Here is a 16,524-nt window from a genome sequence, read left to right on the forward strand (position 1 = left end):
AACTTCATACCGCACAAACAGGCCGGACATATGAAAGCAACCGATCAAACCACCCGACAAAAAGCCCTTGCCATAGGGGGCAGGATTGCGTTGATCTGGCGCGATAGTTCGTTGCGTTCGAAGTCTGTGGCGCTGTCGGAGTCCGGCCCGGCAAAATACCAGCCGGCCATCAGGCTTCCGTCTTTCAACAGAAGCACGCCGTTGTCGACCAGGCCGGCATAGGGGACGAGATCCGCGAAGGATGGGCCGGTTGCCCGAAACCGTTTGAGCGCGACCATACCAGCCTCCTCAATACCGCCGCCACGGAGAGGTGGTCGCCTTGTAGTAGGGTTTGTAGGAAATGTGCCGGACATAGACCTGCCGCATCAGCGGATCGGACTTCGCCATCATGCGGAGCAAGCCGACGATCACGATCCACACGACAACCCCGAAGAGCGCCGAGTAGACAGTCAGCACCACAAAGATCAGGATGACCGCGGCAAGCCCGGTGATCAAAACCAGTTCCCGGTCCGCGCCCATCAGGAGGTTCGGCCGGGAGAGCGCACGGTGAATGCGATTGCGGTAACGTTCGGATAGCGCCTCAGCCATGTGCCCCCTCCCCTTCTGCACTCGGGCGCGTCGAAGTGACGCGATCATTGGTCAGGCCGATCGAAGCGCCGGTCGCGCCGAACAGGCCGACAATGGTCGTGGCGCCGAGGAGGATGCCGGCAACAAGCACGACATACATCAGCCGCCGCGCGAAATCGTTCAGCTCACCGCCGAAAATCAGCATGCCGCCGGCGATCGCGACTGCCGCAAGTGCTATGTAGCCCGCGACTGGCCCCGTGATGGACTCCTGGATCTGCTCGAGCGGTCCTTCCCAGGGCAGACTGCCGCCTGAACTGGCCAGTGCCGTTGCTACCGACGCCAAAATGAGTGGCGAAGCAAGAAGCGCGATGGAGATAAATTCATTCTTACGCGACATGCCGCGCCTCCCGTTCTTCGGTGAGTTGGTCGGATTCGATCTCGTATCGGCCGTTGGCGAAGCGCTCGACCTGGATGATGTCGCGCACACGCCGGCCTCGCGGCGTACGCTCGATGGAAACGATGAGGTCGACAACCTCCCCGATCACCTCGTGCATCGGCTGTTGGCTTGCTTCGGCCGTCAGCTGCTCCAGGCGCCGGAGCGCGGAAGTCGCCGTGTTCGAGTGGATTGTTGCCACGCCGCCTGGATGTCCGGTGTTCCATGCCTTGAGCAAGGTGAGGGCAGCACCATCGCGCACCTCGCCGACGACTATTCGGTCGGGACGCAGGCGCATCGTGCTCTTGAGCAGCCGCGCCATGTCAACCGTATCGCTGGTACGAAGAAGCACGGCGTTGTCGGCCGCACACTGGATTTCGGCGGTGTCTTCGAGGATGACGAGCCGGTCTTCCGGCGCGCTCCTTACGATCTCATGGATTACTGCATTTGCGAGCGTCGTTTTGCCGGAGGCAGTTCCACCGGAAATGATGATGTTGAGGCGTGAGTCAATGGCGCTGCGGATCGTCGCAGCCTGGGCCTCGGTCATCACACCGGAGCGGACATAGTCGTCGAGTGGGATCAGGCGAGATGCCCGACGACGGATTGTGAAGGAGGGCTTCGCGACCACTGGCGGCAATAGACCCTCGAAACGATGTCCGCCGATCGGAAGCTCACCGGAAATGATGGGTTGTTCGGTGTCCACTTCGGATTGGAGTGCATGAGCGACCGTCCCGATCACCATTTCCGCCGCAGCCGACGACATCTCGCCAGCGGGCGCGACGCCGTGCCCGAGCCGTTCTATGAACAGCTTACCATCGGGATTCAGCATTATCTCGACTACGTTGCTATCGTCCAAAGCAACGCAGAGCTGGTCGCCAAGCGCCTCCTGAAGCTTGCGGACGAGGCGAGGATGAGAGCGAAGCTGTTCCACTGATTTCTCCTTACGCTGATTGGCCAAAAGTGCTGATGATTTGAGAGCGGTAGTTGGCGGGGCGGAGCCTCATGAATGTGTCTGCCTTTGCCGGCATAGTGCCCGCCACGGCCACGGTCGCTCCGATCGGCCTTGGCTCGCCAATGCGCTGAAGCGGCCAACCGACGCGGGCGAGGATCCGTTCGAACCGAAGATCCGTCACCGTGACGATTTCGGTGTAGCGGTTTGCCACCGACCATTCGATGATCCCCGCGAACATTGTGAGCGTCGCCTCATGAATGGAGCCGTCTCCCCTGCTCTCAGCAAGGAAGGTGTCCACGCAAAAGCGCGAGCTCTCGACCATGGAGGAATGAGCGTCGAGGTGACCGGCAGAAAGGAGCGAGGGGAAAACGTTGGCCACCATCGTGGGGCCGAGCGCAGGCAGTAGGCGAGCACATCCAACCACTCGATCGTTGCTCGATACGGCTAGGATGTAGGTGGGTTGAAGATCGTCGAAAGTATCTGACTCACAGCCTCCGACGACATTGACTTCCCAGCCCAAACGATCGGAAAAGACGCGGGCGCGCAGTTGGTGATGGCTGCGGAGAAGTTGGGCTTCTTCGATATTTCGCGGCTTTGAGATCGCGAGAATCTGCATGAATTTCTCCGTCGTTGTTGGACCGCGGGGAAATCAGCACGAATCGGATTCGAGTGGCAGTTGTAGGATCCTACAAGGTTCCCTGGAACGCGTCGGGCGTTGCGTCGCGTCACGTCTGCCTTTGCAGACCCGAAGCCCCACTTGCGTCTTGTAGGATTCACAGGAGAACAATTCGTGTCCATAGACGGCCGTGATCCGCGTCTAACCCTCAGCGGACAAATACAAATTTGCGAAAGTAATCCTTCGGCTCACCTGAGCCAGGCAGGGTCTTTTCAACCCATTGTCAATCCCAATCTTCTGGACGGTCAGGAAGAATCACCTTCTATTTTTGCGGGGCATGGCCTGTAACGGACAGTACGCCGCCGAGAGGGACAGATGGTGAAAGCAAGTCGAGCAGAACCAGTTGTTGGGCCCCATGAAGAAGTTGGCAGTAAAGTTATGTGCCCCGGCTCTCTTTCCGGGCAACCGCAGCAACTCAGAACTCGAATATATTCACCAAGGCTGAGTCGGGTGAGTCGCGGGGAGCAATACGACCGCTATTTCGCGGTGACGTTTGGTAGCCAGGCGAACGGCCGTATTTCTCCCCTGGAAAAGTGCTGGCGCCTGGCGGAGCGCAAGCGGCTATCTAAGTGCCTAAGAATGAAGGAGAAACACGCATGTTTTGCCGGCGAGCAGGGGCTGCTCGGGACGCGGTATAAACCCTTTGTTAACTCTATATTCCTTGTCAGTCGGCGAGAATCGCACATAATAACGATTATGTCGGTTCTCGGGCCGAAAAACCGTTATTCGAGAGTTCCCCTGCAATGAACGCTAATTCGCCGCCCATCGCTCCCGCACAGCCGATGCATTTCGAGGATCTCATCCTCGAACAGGGCGATCTGATTTCAAAGAAATTGCATCTTTTAAGCATGCAGCAGTTCCCGCCGAATGCCAAGAAACTGCTTCGCCAGTTCTCGCTCTCGGAAGTGGCGCAGTTCCTCGGCGTCTCTCAAAGTACGCTGAAGAAACTTCATCTTGAGGGAAAAGGCCCCCTCCCCCAGACATCGTCGTCGGGTCGCCGTTCTTATAGTGCTGAGCAGATGGCGGAACTGCGTCAGTATCTCGATCAGCATGGACGATCGGAAGCCAGGAACTACGTGCCGCACCGTCGGTCGGGCGAAAAGCTCCAGGTCATTGCCGTTGTCAATTTCAAGGGCGGTTCGGGAAAGACGACGACGGCCGCCCATCTCGCGCAGTACATGGCGTTGACCGGGCACCGTGTCTTGGCGGTGGACCTCGACCCGCAGGCGTCACTTTCGTCGCTTCACGGTTTTCAGCCCGAACTCGACCTGTCGCCGTCGCTCTATGAGGCGCTCAGATATGACGATCAACGCCGATCGATCAGTGAGATCATCCAGCCTACCAATTTCCCGGGCCTCGATATCGTGCCTGCGAACCTCGAACTTCAGGAGTACGAGTACGACACGCCGCTTGCGATGTCGAACAAGAGCTCGAACGATGGCAAGACCTTCTTCACGCGGATTTCGCGCGCGCTGTCGGAAGTCAACGACCGCTATGACGTTGTCGTCATCGACTGCCCTCCCCAGCTCGGCTATCTCACGATCACCGCGCTGACTGCGGCTACGAGCGTCCTGATCACGATCCATCCACAGATGCTCGACGTCATGTCGATGGGCCAGTTCCTTTTGATGCTGGGCGGGATCCTGAAGCCGATCCGGGATGTGGGTGCTGCGGTCAATCTCGAATGGTATCGCTATCTGATCACCCGGTACGAGCCAACGGATGGGCCGCAGGCGCAGATGGTGGGCTTCATGCAGACCTTGTTCCACCAGTTTGTGCTGAAGAACCAGATGCTGAAATCGACAGCGGTTTCAGACGCCGGAATCACCAAGCAGACCCTTTACGAAGTCGACAAGAGTCAGATGACGCGGTCCACCTATGAGCGCGCGATGGACTCCTTGAACGCAGTCAACGCCGAGATCGCCGAACTCGTCCATGCCTCTTGGGGGAGGAAGGTTGTCAGTTGAGAAGTGTAAACTTCCCCGGCGACGGCCCGGTAGATCGCAGGCAAACGGAGCAGGCAGATGGCGAGAAAGAACCTACTGGCGGGTCTAGTAGACACAGCGGAAATCCCGCACGCAGACGTTGCGCCCGCCTACCCGATGCGCGGGGCTTCGAAGAGCATGGTGCGCTCGCTCGACGAGTTGTCGCGCCAGGCCGAGAAATTTCTCGAAGGAGAAACGGTCGTCGAACTCGACCCTGAGACACTCGATGGTTCGTTCGTCTCTGATCGCATGGGCGATAGTTCCGAGCAGTTCGAGGAATTGAAGCAGGCGATTGCCGAGCGCGGGCAGGATACGCCCATCCTTGTGCGCCCCCACCCGTCGGCAGCCGATCGTTACCAGATCGTCTTTGGACACCGCCGAGCCCGCGTTGCCCGCGAGCTCGGCCGCAAGGTTAAGGCGGTCGTCAAGGCGCTGGATGACCGTACGCACGTTATCGCCCAGGGACAGGAAAACTCGGCGCGCGCCAACCTCTCCTTCATTGAACGGGCGAACTTCGCCTCGCACCTCGAGAAGCTTGGCTATGACCGGACAATCATAGGATCGGCGCTTGCTGCCAATGCGGCCGCTATCTCGAAAATGATCGCCGTAATAGATCGTATTCCTGAAGAGACAATCGCAAGGATCGGGCCCTGCCCGGCGGTCGGCCGAGAACGCTGGGTCGAGTTGTCATTGCTTGTGGGTAAAACCGCCAACGAAGAGAAGGTGAAGGCAATCGTCTCTGATCCTTCCTTCAGTGAACTGAGCACTGACGATCGCTTCAATGCCCTGTTTTCTGGTCTGAACAGCGCGGCGAAGCCTGTCCGGAAGACGACTCCAAAGATCCTGGAGAACTGGCAACCGGCGGACAAGACCGTCTCCGCTAAGTATTCGAACTCCGCCAAGGCGTTTGCCTTGTCTATGAAATCAAGGAATGCCGGCCCCTTTGGGCGGTATATTGCAGACAACCTGGACCGGCTCTATGCCGAGTTCCTGGAGCAGGGTAACCGGAAGGAAGACTGACGCAAAAGAAAAAGGCCCCCAGACGGTAACCATCGTGGAAGCCTCTCTCATCGTTTAGCAGCCTGAGAATCGCATTTCCACGAATCGCAGTCAAGAGTCTTTGGCACCGGAACGGGTGAGCGGACGTCTTTTGCCTGAGGATAGGTGAAAGAAGATGCAAGATGGAAGTGTGACGACGCCCTTCGGGCGGCGGTCGATGACGCTTGGCATGTTGGCAAGCCAATATATGTCGCGTGAACTCGAACCTGAAACATCGGCTGACAAGTGGAAGCTGTTTCGAGCGCTCTGCGAAGCTAAGCCGAAGCTCGGCATCAGCGAACGTGCGCTCTCTGTTATGAACGCACTTTTGAGCTTTTATCCCGAGACGACCTTGTCTGAGGAAAACGGCCTCATCGTGTTTCCCTCTAACATGCAGTTGTCGCTTCGTGCGCATGGCATGGCTGAAGCGACGTTGCGTCGCCACATCGCAGCGCTCGTCGACGCCGGCCTTCTGGCACGCCGGGATAGCCCAAATGGCAAGCGCTACGCCCGCAAGGACGGAGACGGTTCGATCGATGAGGCCTATGGGTTTTCGTTGGCTCCGTTGCTGTCACGCGCACGCGAGATCGAGCAAATAGCTGCCGATGTCAAAATTGAGCGACTGCAGTTGCGTAGACTTCGCGAGCGCCTGACGATCTGCCGGCGCGATATCGGTAAGCTGATTGAAGTCGCCATTGAGGAGGGAGTGGACGGTAATTGGGACGGAATTCACCAGCACTACCGCAGCCTAGTAGCGACCATTCCTCGAGTGGCAACGGCCGCGACCGTGGCCCCCATCCTCGAAGAGATGGAGATGTTGCGCGAGGAAATCTCCAACCTTCTGGAAATCAGGTTAAAAATCGAAAATTTGAGCGGCAATCCTGATCAAATTGAGCGGCACAAACAGAATTCACATCCCGAATCCACTAATGAACTTGAACCTCGCTCTCTAGAAGAGCAGGGCGAAAGGCCGAGCCCAGCCATCGAACCGCAACGGGAGCCGATGAAGGTGTTTCCGTTGGGGATGGTGTTGCGGGCTTGCCCAAGCATCTCAGATTATGGCCCCGGAGGCGTAGTTGCGAGCCCGCGTGACCTGATGCAGGCCGCAGTGGTCGTCCGCTCGATGCTCTGCGTCAGTCCGTCGGCCTACCAGGATGCCTGTGAGGTTATGGGGCCCGAGAACGCATCCGCTGTCATGGCCTGCATTCTGGAGCGGTCAGGGCACATCAAATCGCCCGGCGGATATCTCCGCGACCTAACGTCTCAGGCAAAGCGGGGCGAGTTTTCGCCGGGGCCAGTGTTGATGGCACTGCTGAGGGCGCGCGGCGGAAGTGATCGATTGGCCTCCTGACCGAAGAACCCGCTTAATCGGCGGGAACCAATCCCCTCAGCTCTTGGGCGACCGCTTGTTGTCGGCTGACAAAATCGGCAGATTGCGACGTCGAGTCAACCGACTAGGAGAAGTTATGACGCTGTCGTTTATGGTGGTCTCAGTAGGGGGAGCAACTCCAATGGTCCGCGTCGGTACGAGGACTTCACAGTGCAGGTAGGGACATTCGATGGCAATATGGACGACACCAAAGTCAGGGACAAGCCCGACCAGTCCGCAGCTCCCTCGGCATGGTGTCCGAGAAGTTGGCGGAGGCATTCGAGCATCAGACCAGAGATGTTGCTTGAGCGCCAGGACGATGCTGTGAAAGGCCAAATGCTACACCAGATCTTGATTTTTGGTTGGTTGCGAAGCAAGGGGATGACTATTGCTTCCTCAAAACAGACTGTAAAAAGTTGTCAGCTGACAAAAACGGAAATTTGCGCAAATTAATCAAAGCGTTAGTTCTAAACAGTCTTCGTTTGCTGTTGAAGGGAGGGGTTCCGTCGAACTTTCGAGGCGTTGATCGCCTGTTTGTAGGACGCGAGTCGTAAAGTCGTTGTAGCCAGTCCGTAGGTGACCGCCGACAGGAGATAGGAGGGCGCGTTTCGTCATTCTGCCAGAATGACTGTCACACTTCCAACAGAGCATTAGTTATCGCTTGGCCAAGCGTATTTCATGCGGCTGGTAGCGCTCGCCGGTCGATATTTGCTTCATTTGGTAGATGCGGAACACCACCGCGCTGTTGGTTCCGGCCTTCCATGAGCCAGCGTTTCAAGGCGATCGCCGGCCGGCAGATCAAGAGCACATGTTCGTCATCATCGCTCGTCGTCGTTTTGGTGCGGTCGAGGCGGATTGAAACGCAGGGTGGGGCAGGGGAGGCTTCGTCGGTTGGCACGGACCTGTTCCTGGTCGGTGAGACATCAACGTGTGACGCTCTGATTGACCGGCCGCGGTGGTCCCTGGGACCTTCGTTCGCTATTCGATGTTCTACCGTATGTTCCTGCTCAATTAAATGTTCAGAGGCGGGAAGGGGTCCTGAGTTCGATTGACGCAGCGCGCTTACGCTTCGCCAATTTGGTACAGTCCGGCGGGTTGACGAGGGCCCGTAACGAAGTTCGGGGGCAGCGATGGCAACGGTACTGTCGGCATTCCATGAAGGCCTTACCACGGCGGAGATCGGGATGTGCAAGGAGGAAAATCCCTACCCACAACAGCGACTGGAACGCAGGCTACGACGCTGCCACGAAGGCAGGCGAAGCAACGAAACTCGACGACAAATAGGGTCGTGCCCCTTGCCAGCGTGCCCCGAGCAGCCTCGGCGACGGGCTTTTCCGTACGTTCCCGCGCTCACACGATTAGATGCGCTCGAAGGCAGCTCCACTGCTTTCAAGAAGCGCGGCGGATCCTGAAGACCATTATGTTCGGCTCCTATGCCTGCGACGCTGTAGTCGATCCCCACACGACGTTGGGCGGTTTTCGGACTTCGGAATTCTCGTCCTCGTCAGCGACCGCAAGCTCGCTGAGCCGCAATACTCGAACAAGGCCTCCGACCGGTTGAAGTGGGACACGGTCATATCGACGCCGGTCGCGGCTGATCGCGCGCGGTGCGAGAAAGATCAACAACTAACTCGCCAAGGGAAAATTCGTCTTCGTCGATATCCTGCGCGAGGGAATTGTGCTCTACGAACTCGAAGAGCGCCCGCTCGCGGTATGGCGGTGCTGTTCGCGCGGCCAAGCTTTGACGAGCCGCTGTCCCGGTGTTCGGCCAAGTCGCGCAGGAACGTCAGGCTATGCGAGAGGAGGGCCGTGGTTCGTCAGGGTTAGTAGCAGAGTGGGATAAGCGCCCTCAACGGCACGGGGGCAGGAACGCCGCGTGTTTGTCCCAGTCGCGGGAGATTGCCACACGGCTAAGCTCAAGCAACCGTTGGGCTCGGCTGTGTTGCCTGTCGAAATGCTCCCTTGCCATTTTGAAGTCTCGGAGGAAGCGCTGTACTGGCTGATGGAGCGCGCCGACTTCCTGCTTCGGCAGTAGAAACCATCTTACCGCGAGCGTCTAGCGGTACTCGAAGGGGCAGCGGGCCGGGCAGACTGATCTGTACGTGGGCAGATCAGGTGGCGCGGGAGCATGATCCTCGAACGGGTTCCTCATCCAATCGAATACGTTCAGGACGAGCGCATCGAGGTCGGCCGCGCCCGGCGTAACCGCGCCGGTGAGCGCGGCGATCACCGTTGCCTAGAGAAAGGCAGTCAGCGCGAGCATCGCCGTGTCGCGCGTCGGCATCGAGGGCGACTCAGGCACCTAGCCCACGACTCGCGACGACGAGTTCAGCCGCCAGAGCCAACCTTGCGGGGCTCTGCGGAAAGCGCGCCTCGGATGAGCCTCTGCGGCAAATGGAGGTCTCACCTGGCGCCGGACTTCGACCCGTGCACGCTTGGGTTCCGAAAACTCAGTGATCTTATCTGCACGACAAATCAGTTCGACGTGTGGCAAGCCGAGGATGCTCCCGTCAGCATCACGGCTGAAACAAAGAGGCAAAAAGTAGCGTCTATGGCGACGAAGATCGCTTGCTTGGGCTGGGCAGTTGCGTCAACGTTCGGGCTGCTTTACCCGGAGCGGAGAAGCGTCTATCTGTGCGCGCGTATACGAAGCGAGCCTCGCCCGCCCTGTGGCGGTACGGCAAATGATCGAAGGAAGGCATGATGGCGACCGGAACGGTAAAATGGTTCAACGCGACGAAGGGCTTTGGTTTTATTCAGCCGGACGACGGGAGCGCCGATGTCTTCGTCCACATTTCAGCGGTGGAGCGGGCTGGCCTGCGGGAGCTGAAGGATGGGCAGAAGATCAGTTACGAGCTGGTAAAGGATCGTAAGTCCGGCAAGATGTCGGCTGACAATTTGCAGGCCTAGGCCGCCCCTTCCTCACAACGCGAGCTTTCTGGAATAGCCCGGGGGTTGCTCGGTCTTTTTCCATTTGGAAGCATGCGGCGACCGGAAACAGTGCTGCACCCAGCTTTCGACGCCGCGTGAACACTCTTGAATTCATGAACCAGCCTCTCAAGAGCGAACCAGCCCGATGCGGCTCGCCTCGTCCAGTAGTGCTCGGACGGAAGACGGTTGCCATTTGCGGCCGCCACGTGGCGGTCGCTCCTGCATCTGGTCCAACTGGGCGGCAATGTCGCGCAGCGACAGATCGGGATCGGCGATGGCGATCCCGGCAACCAGCCGCATCAGATGATCCTCGGGCGGCCGGCGCGGCGATCGGGCAAGCAGTTCCGGTTCCGCGAGCTTTTCGCGCACCAGCCGGTGGACCGCCCGCCGCAACCGTTCGACGGTCCAGTCGTGCCCCCCGCGATTGAGGATCCGCACGACATTGTCCCAACTGTGTCGCGGGCGCAGCCGCCGGACTGTCGGCAGCCAGGTCTGCGCTGACACAATCAGTTCATCGAGGTAGGCCCGCTCGCGCGCCGCTGAGACCGCGCGGATGGCTTCCGGCCGGCGTTCTCGAAGCCCGGGATTGCCGGCAAGCCGGCCGCGCGCCTTGGCGGCCTGCATACCGGACTTGGTCCGCTCCGCGATCAGCGCACGCTCGAGCTGGGCGACGGCGCCGAGCACCTGCAAGGAAAACATTCCCTGCGGCGTCGAGGTATCGATCGGATCACGCAGCGAGCGGAAATGCACGCCGCGCTTCTCGAGGTCTTCGATGACGTCGAGCAGGTGGCTGACCGATCGGGCCAGACGGTCGAGGCGAACGACGACGAGGACATCGCCCGTGGCAAGGTCTTTAAGAAGCTTCGCAAGCACCGGCCGCGCGCGTGATGCGCCGGATCCGTGCTCTTGGTGGATGCGGTGGCAACCGGCCGCCCGCAATTCGTCGACCTGAGCGTCGTTGAGCTGATCCTCGGTCGAAACACGGGCGTATCCGATCAGCCTTTGCTGCAGGGAAGGAGAATTGAGGTTTGCAGCCGTTGCCATCGGATTTTTCGGCCGTTTCGGGGCGGTTTGTACAAATGAAACATGTGTGAGAAAACGTTCCTTTGCAAGCGTGTTTTATGGTCTGAATGGAAGCCCGTCAGATTCAAAATACCGCAGTGGACGAGTGTCGGGTCATGAACATAGGCTAACGCGCGCCAGCGGGCTTCTGTGGCGGAAATGCCGCGAGTTCGGTTGTTTTGAAGGCAGCACGTATCGCGCTGGTGTTTCAGGCGGCCTTTGAGATGGAAAAATGACTGAGGAAAGCTCTGCCGCCTACCGCTCGGACGAGGGCCCTTCCATTCGATCCGGCAAATGAGTCTGCCGAACTGGGTTGAAAAGCGGCTGAAAAGCCCGGTTTCCTAGGCAAATCCACTGATCCAGGACGACTGACAATGGTCAACCAGACCGCCAAATCCATCGCTATCGATACTTGGTCCCTATCGATAGTGATTGCGCGCGGAAATCGGCGTCTGAATGACGGAAAGATGATTACTGTTAGCTTCCGTTTGAGTGATTTCTGGAGTTAATTCACATGGTTAACTCTTCGTGAACTCGACCTTGCGCTGGCACTTGTCCTAGGTCGGAACCGCGTGGAGAGTTGGCCGTCTACTGGCCGCCTCTGTCCTGCGCCAGCCCGGCGTAACAACCGCGGCACATCTCCCCGATCAAATCTCGGCGATGCTGAAGCGGCGTCTCGTCGGCCGACGCACCCCTTCTAAGCCGCTTGCATTACGACCGCGACAGCCGGTTGCTCGCCATCGCGCAGGGGCTGGTCGCGGCCGCCGAGCTTGGCGAAGGAACACGACCGCAGGCGCGGTCGCGGTAGATGATGGAGCGCAAGCTCGCCGGCCGGCGCGCCTCCTCACGACTGGGGCGATGATCGAACTCGTCATCGCCAAACCGTTCGCCGGCGCCGGCATGGTCGCAACAACCCTCGAGGTGACGCCGCAGAAGGCTCAGCTATTAACCCGGTCGGGTTGGTTCGTTCAAAACCTGGGCCAGAATATGCGTCAACGTTCAGAGAGATCAACCGCTATAACATCGATTAGCTTATTACCGCCTAACCCAGCGGTCACGGCCGCCGCGCGCGCGTCGCACAGGGTAAGCAGTCCAGCAAAATTGACGTTCTTTCCAGCAACCTTTTTTGCGAAGGCCCTGCGCTTCACTTTGCCGGTTTTCGAGTCGATTTCCTTCTTCAACGGCTTTGCAGCATTTGCCAGCAGGTAGAAGCCGGTATGAGAGCCATTCTCATGCATGTACTGGTTAGCGAGTTGCGTCTCGATCTTGTTGACCAGAGTGTTCCCGTTCCAGTGGTCCGCGTCGGCCAGTTTGATTTCCACGGAGATCAGGCCGAATTCAGGATTTCTTGAGTGAACTCTAAGGTCCGGCCGGTTTTCCACCGCGACCTCCTGCTCTCTGATGACTTCGTAATGCGAACTGCCGATCTCGCGCATGCGCGCGGATAGCCAGTTGCGCAAGTCGTCTTCCGTGGCCCGGTCATCTCGAAACACGAAACTCTCGTCGTCGTCAGAATGGTGGAGCTTCTCAAGCAGGGCGACAATCTGTCGTTTCACCAATGCACGAAATTCGGGCACGGAGGCCGGCGCCTTTGTGAACAGATTAACAAAAGAGAGCGCGTCCGCGATTGTCAGGGTTGGTCGGCGGACTGAAGCGCGAACCATCTTGTCGCGTTGGTACAGGAACGTGTCGGGGTGTTGTCTTAAGGACGGGTCGGAAGCAAGCCTATCTGTAGCCGCTTGCCAACATAACGGCTCGTGCTCGCCAACATCGGCATTTTCTGCTCAGATTATCTGACAATGGAGAGCGCGTCCTGCTCACGCTCTTTGCCAACGTGCTCGCCAACATCCGAGGCTGCTCGCAAATGACGGCCACGTGCTCAGATTAATTGCCAGCGAGGAAGGCGCGGATATCTGACGGCCGAGCGTTCAGGTGGGTGACCAATGCCGCCGCATCGTAGCCATTTCGGGTCAACGTCGGTTCGAGATCGTCGATGGCGCGAGACAGGATCTGCTCGACGATCTCGGCGGTGACCGGCTTGGCGCCGAGGCGAAAGCCCTGTTCGAAGGCAAGGGTTAGATGCATCTCGATCTGAAGCGGCGTGCGTAGCCGTTCGGCGATGAGGTCGATGGCGTCTTCCTCGAGGAGTTCGCCAACCTTCACGCCTTCGGCTGCACAGGCGCCGAGCAGCCATGCGACATAGTCGCGGCGCGCGGAACCGATCCCCTCGTAGTCGAAAATGGTGGTTCGATAGCCGATCTCCTCCATTTGCGGACGACGCAGATCATTGCGAAGTCGAGGATGGCCGACAAGCAGCACGGAGAGGAGCACGCCGGCGTCGGCAACCACCTCCATCAGGCGCTTCAGGCCGGTTAGGGTCTTGTGGTGCAAGTCATGGGCCTCATCGACCACGAGGACGACTGGCCGTTTGCCCTTTTTCATGATGTCGCGCAGGTCGCGCTCCCGCCGCTCGGCCTGCTTGGGGATCTTCACCTGCGCGCGATCGCCGGGCGACAAATCGTAGAACAAGGCTTCAATGAGCGATGGCAGCGAAGTGCGTCGCTTGTCGACCGCCAACGACTTGGCGAGCGCGACCTTGCCGGCTTTGGTGAGTTCGGCCTCGATACGCCGCAGAAGGTGCGTTTTTCCCGAACCGACCAGGCCGGAGACTACGACAAGCCTGCCGGTCTGGACGGCTGCGCAAACCTCGCGAATGATGGTACGCTGATGCTCGGTCTCGAAGTTGCCGGCCCCCTGGAAAGGTCGGTCGAGGCCGTAACTGGATTGAACGTCAGCGAGCATCATTCTTCCTTTCGTCGCGCCTGGAAGCGTTCGCGGATACGGGCTGCGATCGCCTTTTTGTCGAGTGTTTCTCCGAGCAGTTCATCGATGAAGGCGCGATCGCTGGGATTCATCGCGCCAATCGGCCGGCCGAGCTGGTCGGCAATCGCCCCACGAGCTGCAAGGCCACTTCCATAGGCGGTCTCTATTGCGGGTTCCGGAAACGGTGTGCGCCGTACGCTCAGCCCAGCGGCGGTCGGGGGCAGCGAGGGCAATGGGCGATCCCCGCCGGTGACCGCGGCGCGGGGGAGCCCCAGTTTGTCGGCGAGCCGGACAACCTTGTCGAGCCGCTCTTCGATCTTGCTCTTCTGGTATTTGCGATAGCGAAACAGGGGAACCGCCCCGCGCGAAGGCTGGAATGGGCCGAAGCGTTTGCCCTCATACTCGACGAACAATTCCTGATCGAACAGGCCCCAGAGCAAAGTCACTGTTTCGCCGGCAAGTTCGGGCTCGACCTCATAGGATGCGCCCTCGACCGATACGGTCGCGTCTCCAGCAACGGTCCGTCGCTCCGGTTCGCGCGCAAAGGCGCAGAACCGTTCCCAGGAGCACATCGCCCGCACGCCATCAGGGGAAAGATGCCGCAGCCAATCCTCAATGCGTGCATGCGATTCGGTGCGGTGTTCGCCGTTGTTGTAGGTGATTAACGCGCGCCTGAACCAAAGGTTGGCTTCCTCTTCGTCCTTCGGTTTGTGGAAGTGATAAAGGGTCTCGTGCACTTCCTTGATCGTACGAAACGGCCGTTCGACCTTGCCTTTGGCACGCGCTGGCGTACGTCGCTCGCTGTCCGACGGGGGCATATGCGTGAGAACCCTGACACCGAGACTGCCCATGACGGATTGGAAGACGCGCGAGCGGCTCACCGGCCCGTTATCCATATGGATCGTCGTTGGGATCCCCTGAAGCGGCAGTTCCGGTTCGGGCTTGGTGGCGAAGGCATTGTAGAGGAACCGCAAGGCAGACTCCGCGTCTTCGCCGTAGACGCAGCGGTATTCCTGATAGCTCGCGCCAGAGCGATCATCGACAACCGAGAACAGCATCAGGATTGGCCGGCCGCGCCCTTCCTCGACCCAAAGCGGTGCTTCCACCTGCTTCAGATCGGACGGGCTCATGTCGAAGTGCCACAGTTCGTTGGAGCGCCGCGCCTGGAAGCGGACGGCGGCCACCGGGCGGGTGACGCGCCTATAGTCGAGGCCGCAAACGTGCAGCAGCCGATCGACCGTTGCGCGTTTCAGCAGCCCGGGCGGCGCACGCACCAGGCCATCGGGCGTCTCCACCCCGTCGTCCTCAAGCAGCTTTATGGCGCGCGCCGTGGAGATGTGCCGCCCCTTCCGGTTCGCCGTCCTGATCTTTAGGGCGGCGATGATCTCGGCATAGGTTTCCATCTCCGGCTGCGGGGCGATCCGGGAGGTTCCATGATCGGCGCGTCGTACGGATTTCGGGCGGTTCAATTCGCGCAGCGCCCGATAGATGGTCCAGATCGAAAAGCCGTAGGCATCGGCAGCGCGTGCGACAATCTCGGTGCGGCCTGGATCTCTGGGGGAAAGCAGCGACAACCGGCGTCGAATATCGACAAGAGCCTCGCCGGGCGGCCGCTTCCTCCGCTCAGCCATGGGCTTCCTCGGATTCCACTATTTTGGTGACGCCACCCTTCTTGCCGATATGGCGATAGAGGGTTGCCACCGAAACTCCCATGCGCTGAGCAATATTGCGGACAGGTATGCTTCCTTCCTTCATCAGGGCGCGCGCGGCGGCAATATCACTCGGGCGCATCGCGGGCGGGCGGCCACCCTTACGGCCACGTTGCCGCGCCTCGACCAGTCCAGCCGTCGTGCGTTCACGGATCAGAGCGCGTTCAAATTGGGCGATCGCACCGAAGACATGGAATGTCAGCATGCCGCCCGGCGTCGTCGTATCGATGCTCTCGGTCAACGACACGAGCCCGATCTTCGCGCGCTCCAGCTCTTCCGCGGTCGCAATGAGCTTCTTCAACGATCGCGCCAACCGATCGAGTTTCCAGACAACGAGCGTGTCACCCGTGCGAAGCACGTCGGAGAGAATTCTGCCCAGTTCCGGGCGGTCATCCGCAGCGCCGGATCCACGCTCGGTAAACACCTTCTCGCAACCGGCGCGTCTCAGGGCCTCAAGTTGAAGCTCCGGATTTTGATCGATCGTGCTGACCCTGGCGTACCCGACCCGCATAGCCACCCTAAAGTTCTCGAAAGTCGTCGAGAACGTAGCATTTTGCGACAGAGGTATCCAGAACAGTTTTGAGAAGACTCTGTGACATCATTTGAGGTTGAAGGAGGCTTTCGCTGTGGATTACTCAAAAACGGTCGTTTATGACAAGGCACCCGAGGAACCCCGGTTGTGAGCCTGACGGTCGAATAGTTCCGCCTATGGGCGGGGGGAACAGGAGCACTGGAAACCGCCGGGGCTCTAGTCGCCGCTGGATGAAAGTTCCGTGGCAGGTCATCTTCGTTTCGGAAACCTACCAACCTACCTGCGGTTGGGATAGATTGTCAGGCTTGCGGCGTGAAATGTCCGATCGAGTTCGTGGCGGCGGTTCGAGGCTCCCTTCTTCGCAACCCTTGATGATGTGGACGCCCCCGCGCCGGCGGTTGCCGCTATGATGCCGGCCAGTTACCCGCAGCAAAAGAGGAGCGTTGA

At 59.3% G+C, this 16,524-nt stretch carries 15 protein-coding genes and 3 pseudogenes; 7 read left to right on the forward strand and 11 right to left on the reverse strand.

Going from position 1 to position 16,524, the window contains the following annotated elements; all coding sequences use genetic code 11:
* Window positions 1-80 precede the first annotated feature (80 nt).
* The 5 genes and pseudogenes from AU381_RS00985 to traI all read right to left on the reverse strand — a co-directional run.
* A pseudogene (locus AU381_RS00985) lies at window positions 81-278 on the reverse strand (conjugal transfer protein TrbE); the annotation flags it as partial.
* A 10-nt stretch (window positions 279-288) separates the two neighbouring features.
* Complete coding sequence (locus AU381_RS00990) at window positions 289-588, reverse strand: conjugal transfer protein TrbD (RefSeq protein ID WP_010875429.1); 300 nt, start codon at window positions 586-588, stop codon at window positions 289-291.
* Window positions 581-964, reverse strand: coding sequence for a TrbC/VirB2 family protein (locus AU381_RS00995; protein WP_014858032.1), 384 nt, complete (start codon window positions 962-964; stop codon window positions 581-583). Before AU381_RS00995 ends, AU381_RS00990 begins: the two co-directional genes overlap by 8 nt.
* On the reverse strand, window positions 954-1,931 hold the full coding sequence (gene trbB / locus AU381_RS01000) for a P-type conjugative transfer ATPase TrbB (RefSeq protein ID WP_015633597.1): 978 nt from the start codon (window positions 1,929-1,931) through the stop codon (window positions 954-956). The genes AU381_RS00995 and trbB overlap by 11 nt, the downstream gene beginning before the upstream one ends.
* Before the next feature lie 10 nt (window positions 1,932-1,941).
* Window positions 1,942-2,568, reverse strand: coding sequence for an acyl-homoserine-lactone synthase (gene traI / locus AU381_RS01005; RefSeq protein WP_014858030.1), 627 nt, complete (start codon window positions 2,566-2,568; stop codon window positions 1,942-1,944).
* Between the two features lie 803 nt (window positions 2,569-3,371).
* On the opposite strand from traI, the gene repA reads away from it, so the two are divergent.
* From repA to repC, 3 genes are all read left to right on the forward strand, one after another.
* Complete coding sequence (repA, locus tag AU381_RS01010; protein ID WP_014858029.1) at window positions 3,372-4,595, forward strand: plasmid partitioning protein RepA; 1,224 nt, start codon at window positions 3,372-3,374, stop codon at window positions 4,593-4,595.
* Window positions 4,596-4,652: 57 nt separating this feature from the next.
* Window positions 4,653-5,633 (forward strand): plasmid partitioning protein RepB, encoded by a 981-nt coding sequence (repB, locus tag AU381_RS01015; protein ID WP_064240028.1) that lies wholly within the window; start codon window positions 4,653-4,655, stop codon window positions 5,631-5,633.
* A 154-nt stretch (window positions 5,634-5,787) separates the two neighbouring features.
* Window positions 5,788-7,002, forward strand: a complete 1,215-nt coding sequence (repC, locus tag AU381_RS01020; RefSeq protein ID WP_064240029.1) for a plasmid replication protein RepC — start codon at window positions 5,788-5,790, stop codon at window positions 7,000-7,002.
* A gap of 694 nt (window positions 7,003-7,696) precedes the next feature.
* Here repC and AU381_RS30035 read toward each other — a convergent pair.
* Window positions 7,697-7,918, reverse strand: a complete 222-nt coding sequence (locus tag AU381_RS30035) for a hypothetical protein (protein ID WP_014858026.1) — start codon at window positions 7,916-7,918, stop codon at window positions 7,697-7,699.
* Between the two features lie 463 nt (window positions 7,919-8,381).
* Here AU381_RS30035 and AU381_RS30600 point away from each other — a divergent pair.
* The 3 genes and pseudogenes from AU381_RS30600 to AU381_RS01030 all read left to right on the forward strand — a co-directional run.
* Window positions 8,382-8,764: pseudogene (locus AU381_RS30600) on the forward strand (hypothetical protein); the annotation flags it as partial.
* A 633-nt stretch (window positions 8,765-9,397) separates the two neighbouring features.
* A complete protein-coding gene (locus AU381_RS31065) occupies window positions 9,398-9,724 on the forward strand; it encodes an OST-HTH/LOTUS domain-containing protein (RefSeq protein ID WP_034859523.1) in 327 nt (108 codons plus the stop codon).
* A complete protein-coding gene (locus AU381_RS01030) occupies window positions 9,724-9,930 on the forward strand; it encodes a cold-shock protein (RefSeq protein ID WP_034859522.1) in 207 nt (68 codons plus the stop codon). Before AU381_RS31065 ends, AU381_RS01030 begins: the two co-directional genes overlap by 1 nt.
* A 147-nt stretch (window positions 9,931-10,077) precedes the next feature.
* Here AU381_RS01030 and AU381_RS01035 read toward each other — a convergent pair whose 3' ends face one another.
* Window positions 10,078-10,995: a recombinase family protein gene (locus AU381_RS01035; RefSeq protein ID WP_015633599.1), complete on the reverse strand. Its 918-nt coding sequence runs from the start codon at window positions 10,993-10,995 to the stop codon at window positions 10,078-10,080.
* Between the two features lie 733 nt (window positions 10,996-11,728).
* Here AU381_RS01035 and AU381_RS31310 point away from each other — a divergent pair.
* Window positions 11,729-11,955 (forward strand): annotated as a pseudogene (locus AU381_RS31310) (RHE_PE00001 family protein); the annotation flags it as partial.
* Between the two features lie 50 nt (window positions 11,956-12,005).
* Here AU381_RS31310 and AU381_RS01040 read toward each other — a convergent pair.
* The 4 genes from AU381_RS01040 to AU381_RS01055 form a co-directional block, all read right to left on the reverse strand.
* Entirely contained in the window at window positions 12,006-12,677 is a 672-nt protein-coding gene (locus AU381_RS01040) for a hypothetical protein (protein ID WP_014330220.1), read from the reverse strand.
* A gap of 220 nt (window positions 12,678-12,897) precedes the next feature.
* Window positions 12,898-13,818, reverse strand: a complete 921-nt coding sequence (locus AU381_RS01045) for an ExeA family protein (RefSeq protein ID WP_014858020.1) — start codon at window positions 13,816-13,818, stop codon at window positions 12,898-12,900.
* Window positions 13,815-15,467, reverse strand: coding sequence for an IS481 family transposase (locus tag AU381_RS01050; RefSeq protein WP_014330218.1), 1,653 nt, complete (start codon window positions 15,465-15,467; stop codon window positions 13,815-13,817). The genes AU381_RS01045 and AU381_RS01050 overlap by 4 nt, the downstream gene beginning before the upstream one ends.
* Window positions 15,460-16,056 carry a recombinase family protein gene (locus AU381_RS01055; RefSeq protein WP_014330217.1) on the reverse strand — a complete coding sequence of 199 codons (597 nt, stop codon included), beginning with the start codon at window positions 16,054-16,056 and terminating at the stop codon, window positions 15,460-15,462. Before AU381_RS01055 ends, AU381_RS01050 begins: the two co-directional genes overlap by 8 nt.
* Window positions 16,057-16,524: the final 468 nt, after the last annotated feature.

This window comes from Sinorhizobium glycinis (assembly GCF_001651865.1).
GTDB classification, from domain to species: Bacteria; Pseudomonadota; Alphaproteobacteria; order Rhizobiales; family Rhizobiaceae; genus Sinorhizobium; species Sinorhizobium glycinis.

Bases quoted from the DNA above. Each gene is read 5' to 3' on its own strand.
- AU381_RS00990 (WP_010875429.1), bottom strand. From the start codon at position 588: ATGGCTGAGGCGCTATCCGAACGTTACCGCAATCGCATTCACCGTGCG.
- AU381_RS01050 (WP_014330218.1), bottom strand. From the start codon at position 15,467: ATGGCTGAGCGGAGGAAGCGGCCGCCCGGCGAGGCTCTTGTCGATATT.
- AU381_RS01040 (WP_014330220.1), bottom strand. From the start codon at position 12,677: ATGGTTCGCGCTTCAGTCCGCCGACCAACCCTGACAATCGCGGACGCG.
- AU381_RS01030 (WP_034859522.1), top strand. From the start codon at position 9,724: ATGGCGACCGGAACGGTAAAATGGTTCAACGCGACGAAGGGCTTTGGT.
- repB (WP_064240028.1), top strand. From the start codon at position 4,653: ATGGCGAGAAAGAACCTACTGGCGGGTCTAGTAGACACAGCGGAAATC.
- AU381_RS01035 (WP_015633599.1), bottom strand. From the start codon at position 10,995: ATGGCAACGGCTGCAAACCTCAATTCTCCTTCCCTGCAGCAAAGGCTG.
- traI (WP_014858030.1), bottom strand. From the start codon at position 2,568: ATGCAGATTCTCGCGATCTCAAAGCCGCGAAATATCGAAGAAGCCCAA.
- repC (WP_064240029.1), top strand. From the start codon at position 5,788: ATGCAAGATGGAAGTGTGACGACGCCCTTCGGGCGGCGGTCGATGACG.
- repA (WP_014858029.1), top strand. From the start codon at position 3,372: ATGAACGCTAATTCGCCGCCCATCGCTCCCGCACAGCCGATGCATTTC.
- AU381_RS01045 (WP_014858020.1), bottom strand. From the start codon at position 13,818: ATGATGCTCGCTGACGTTCAATCCAGTTACGGCCTCGACCGACCTTTC.
- AU381_RS31065 (WP_034859523.1), top strand. From the start codon at position 9,398: ATGAGCCTCTGCGGCAAATGGAGGTCTCACCTGGCGCCGGACTTCGAC.
- AU381_RS00995 (WP_014858032.1), bottom strand. From the start codon at position 964: ATGTCGCGTAAGAATGAATTTATCTCCATCGCGCTTCTTGCTTCGCCA.
- AU381_RS01055 (WP_014330217.1), bottom strand. From the start codon at position 16,056: ATGCGGGTCGGGTACGCCAGGGTCAGCACGATCGATCAAAATCCGGAG.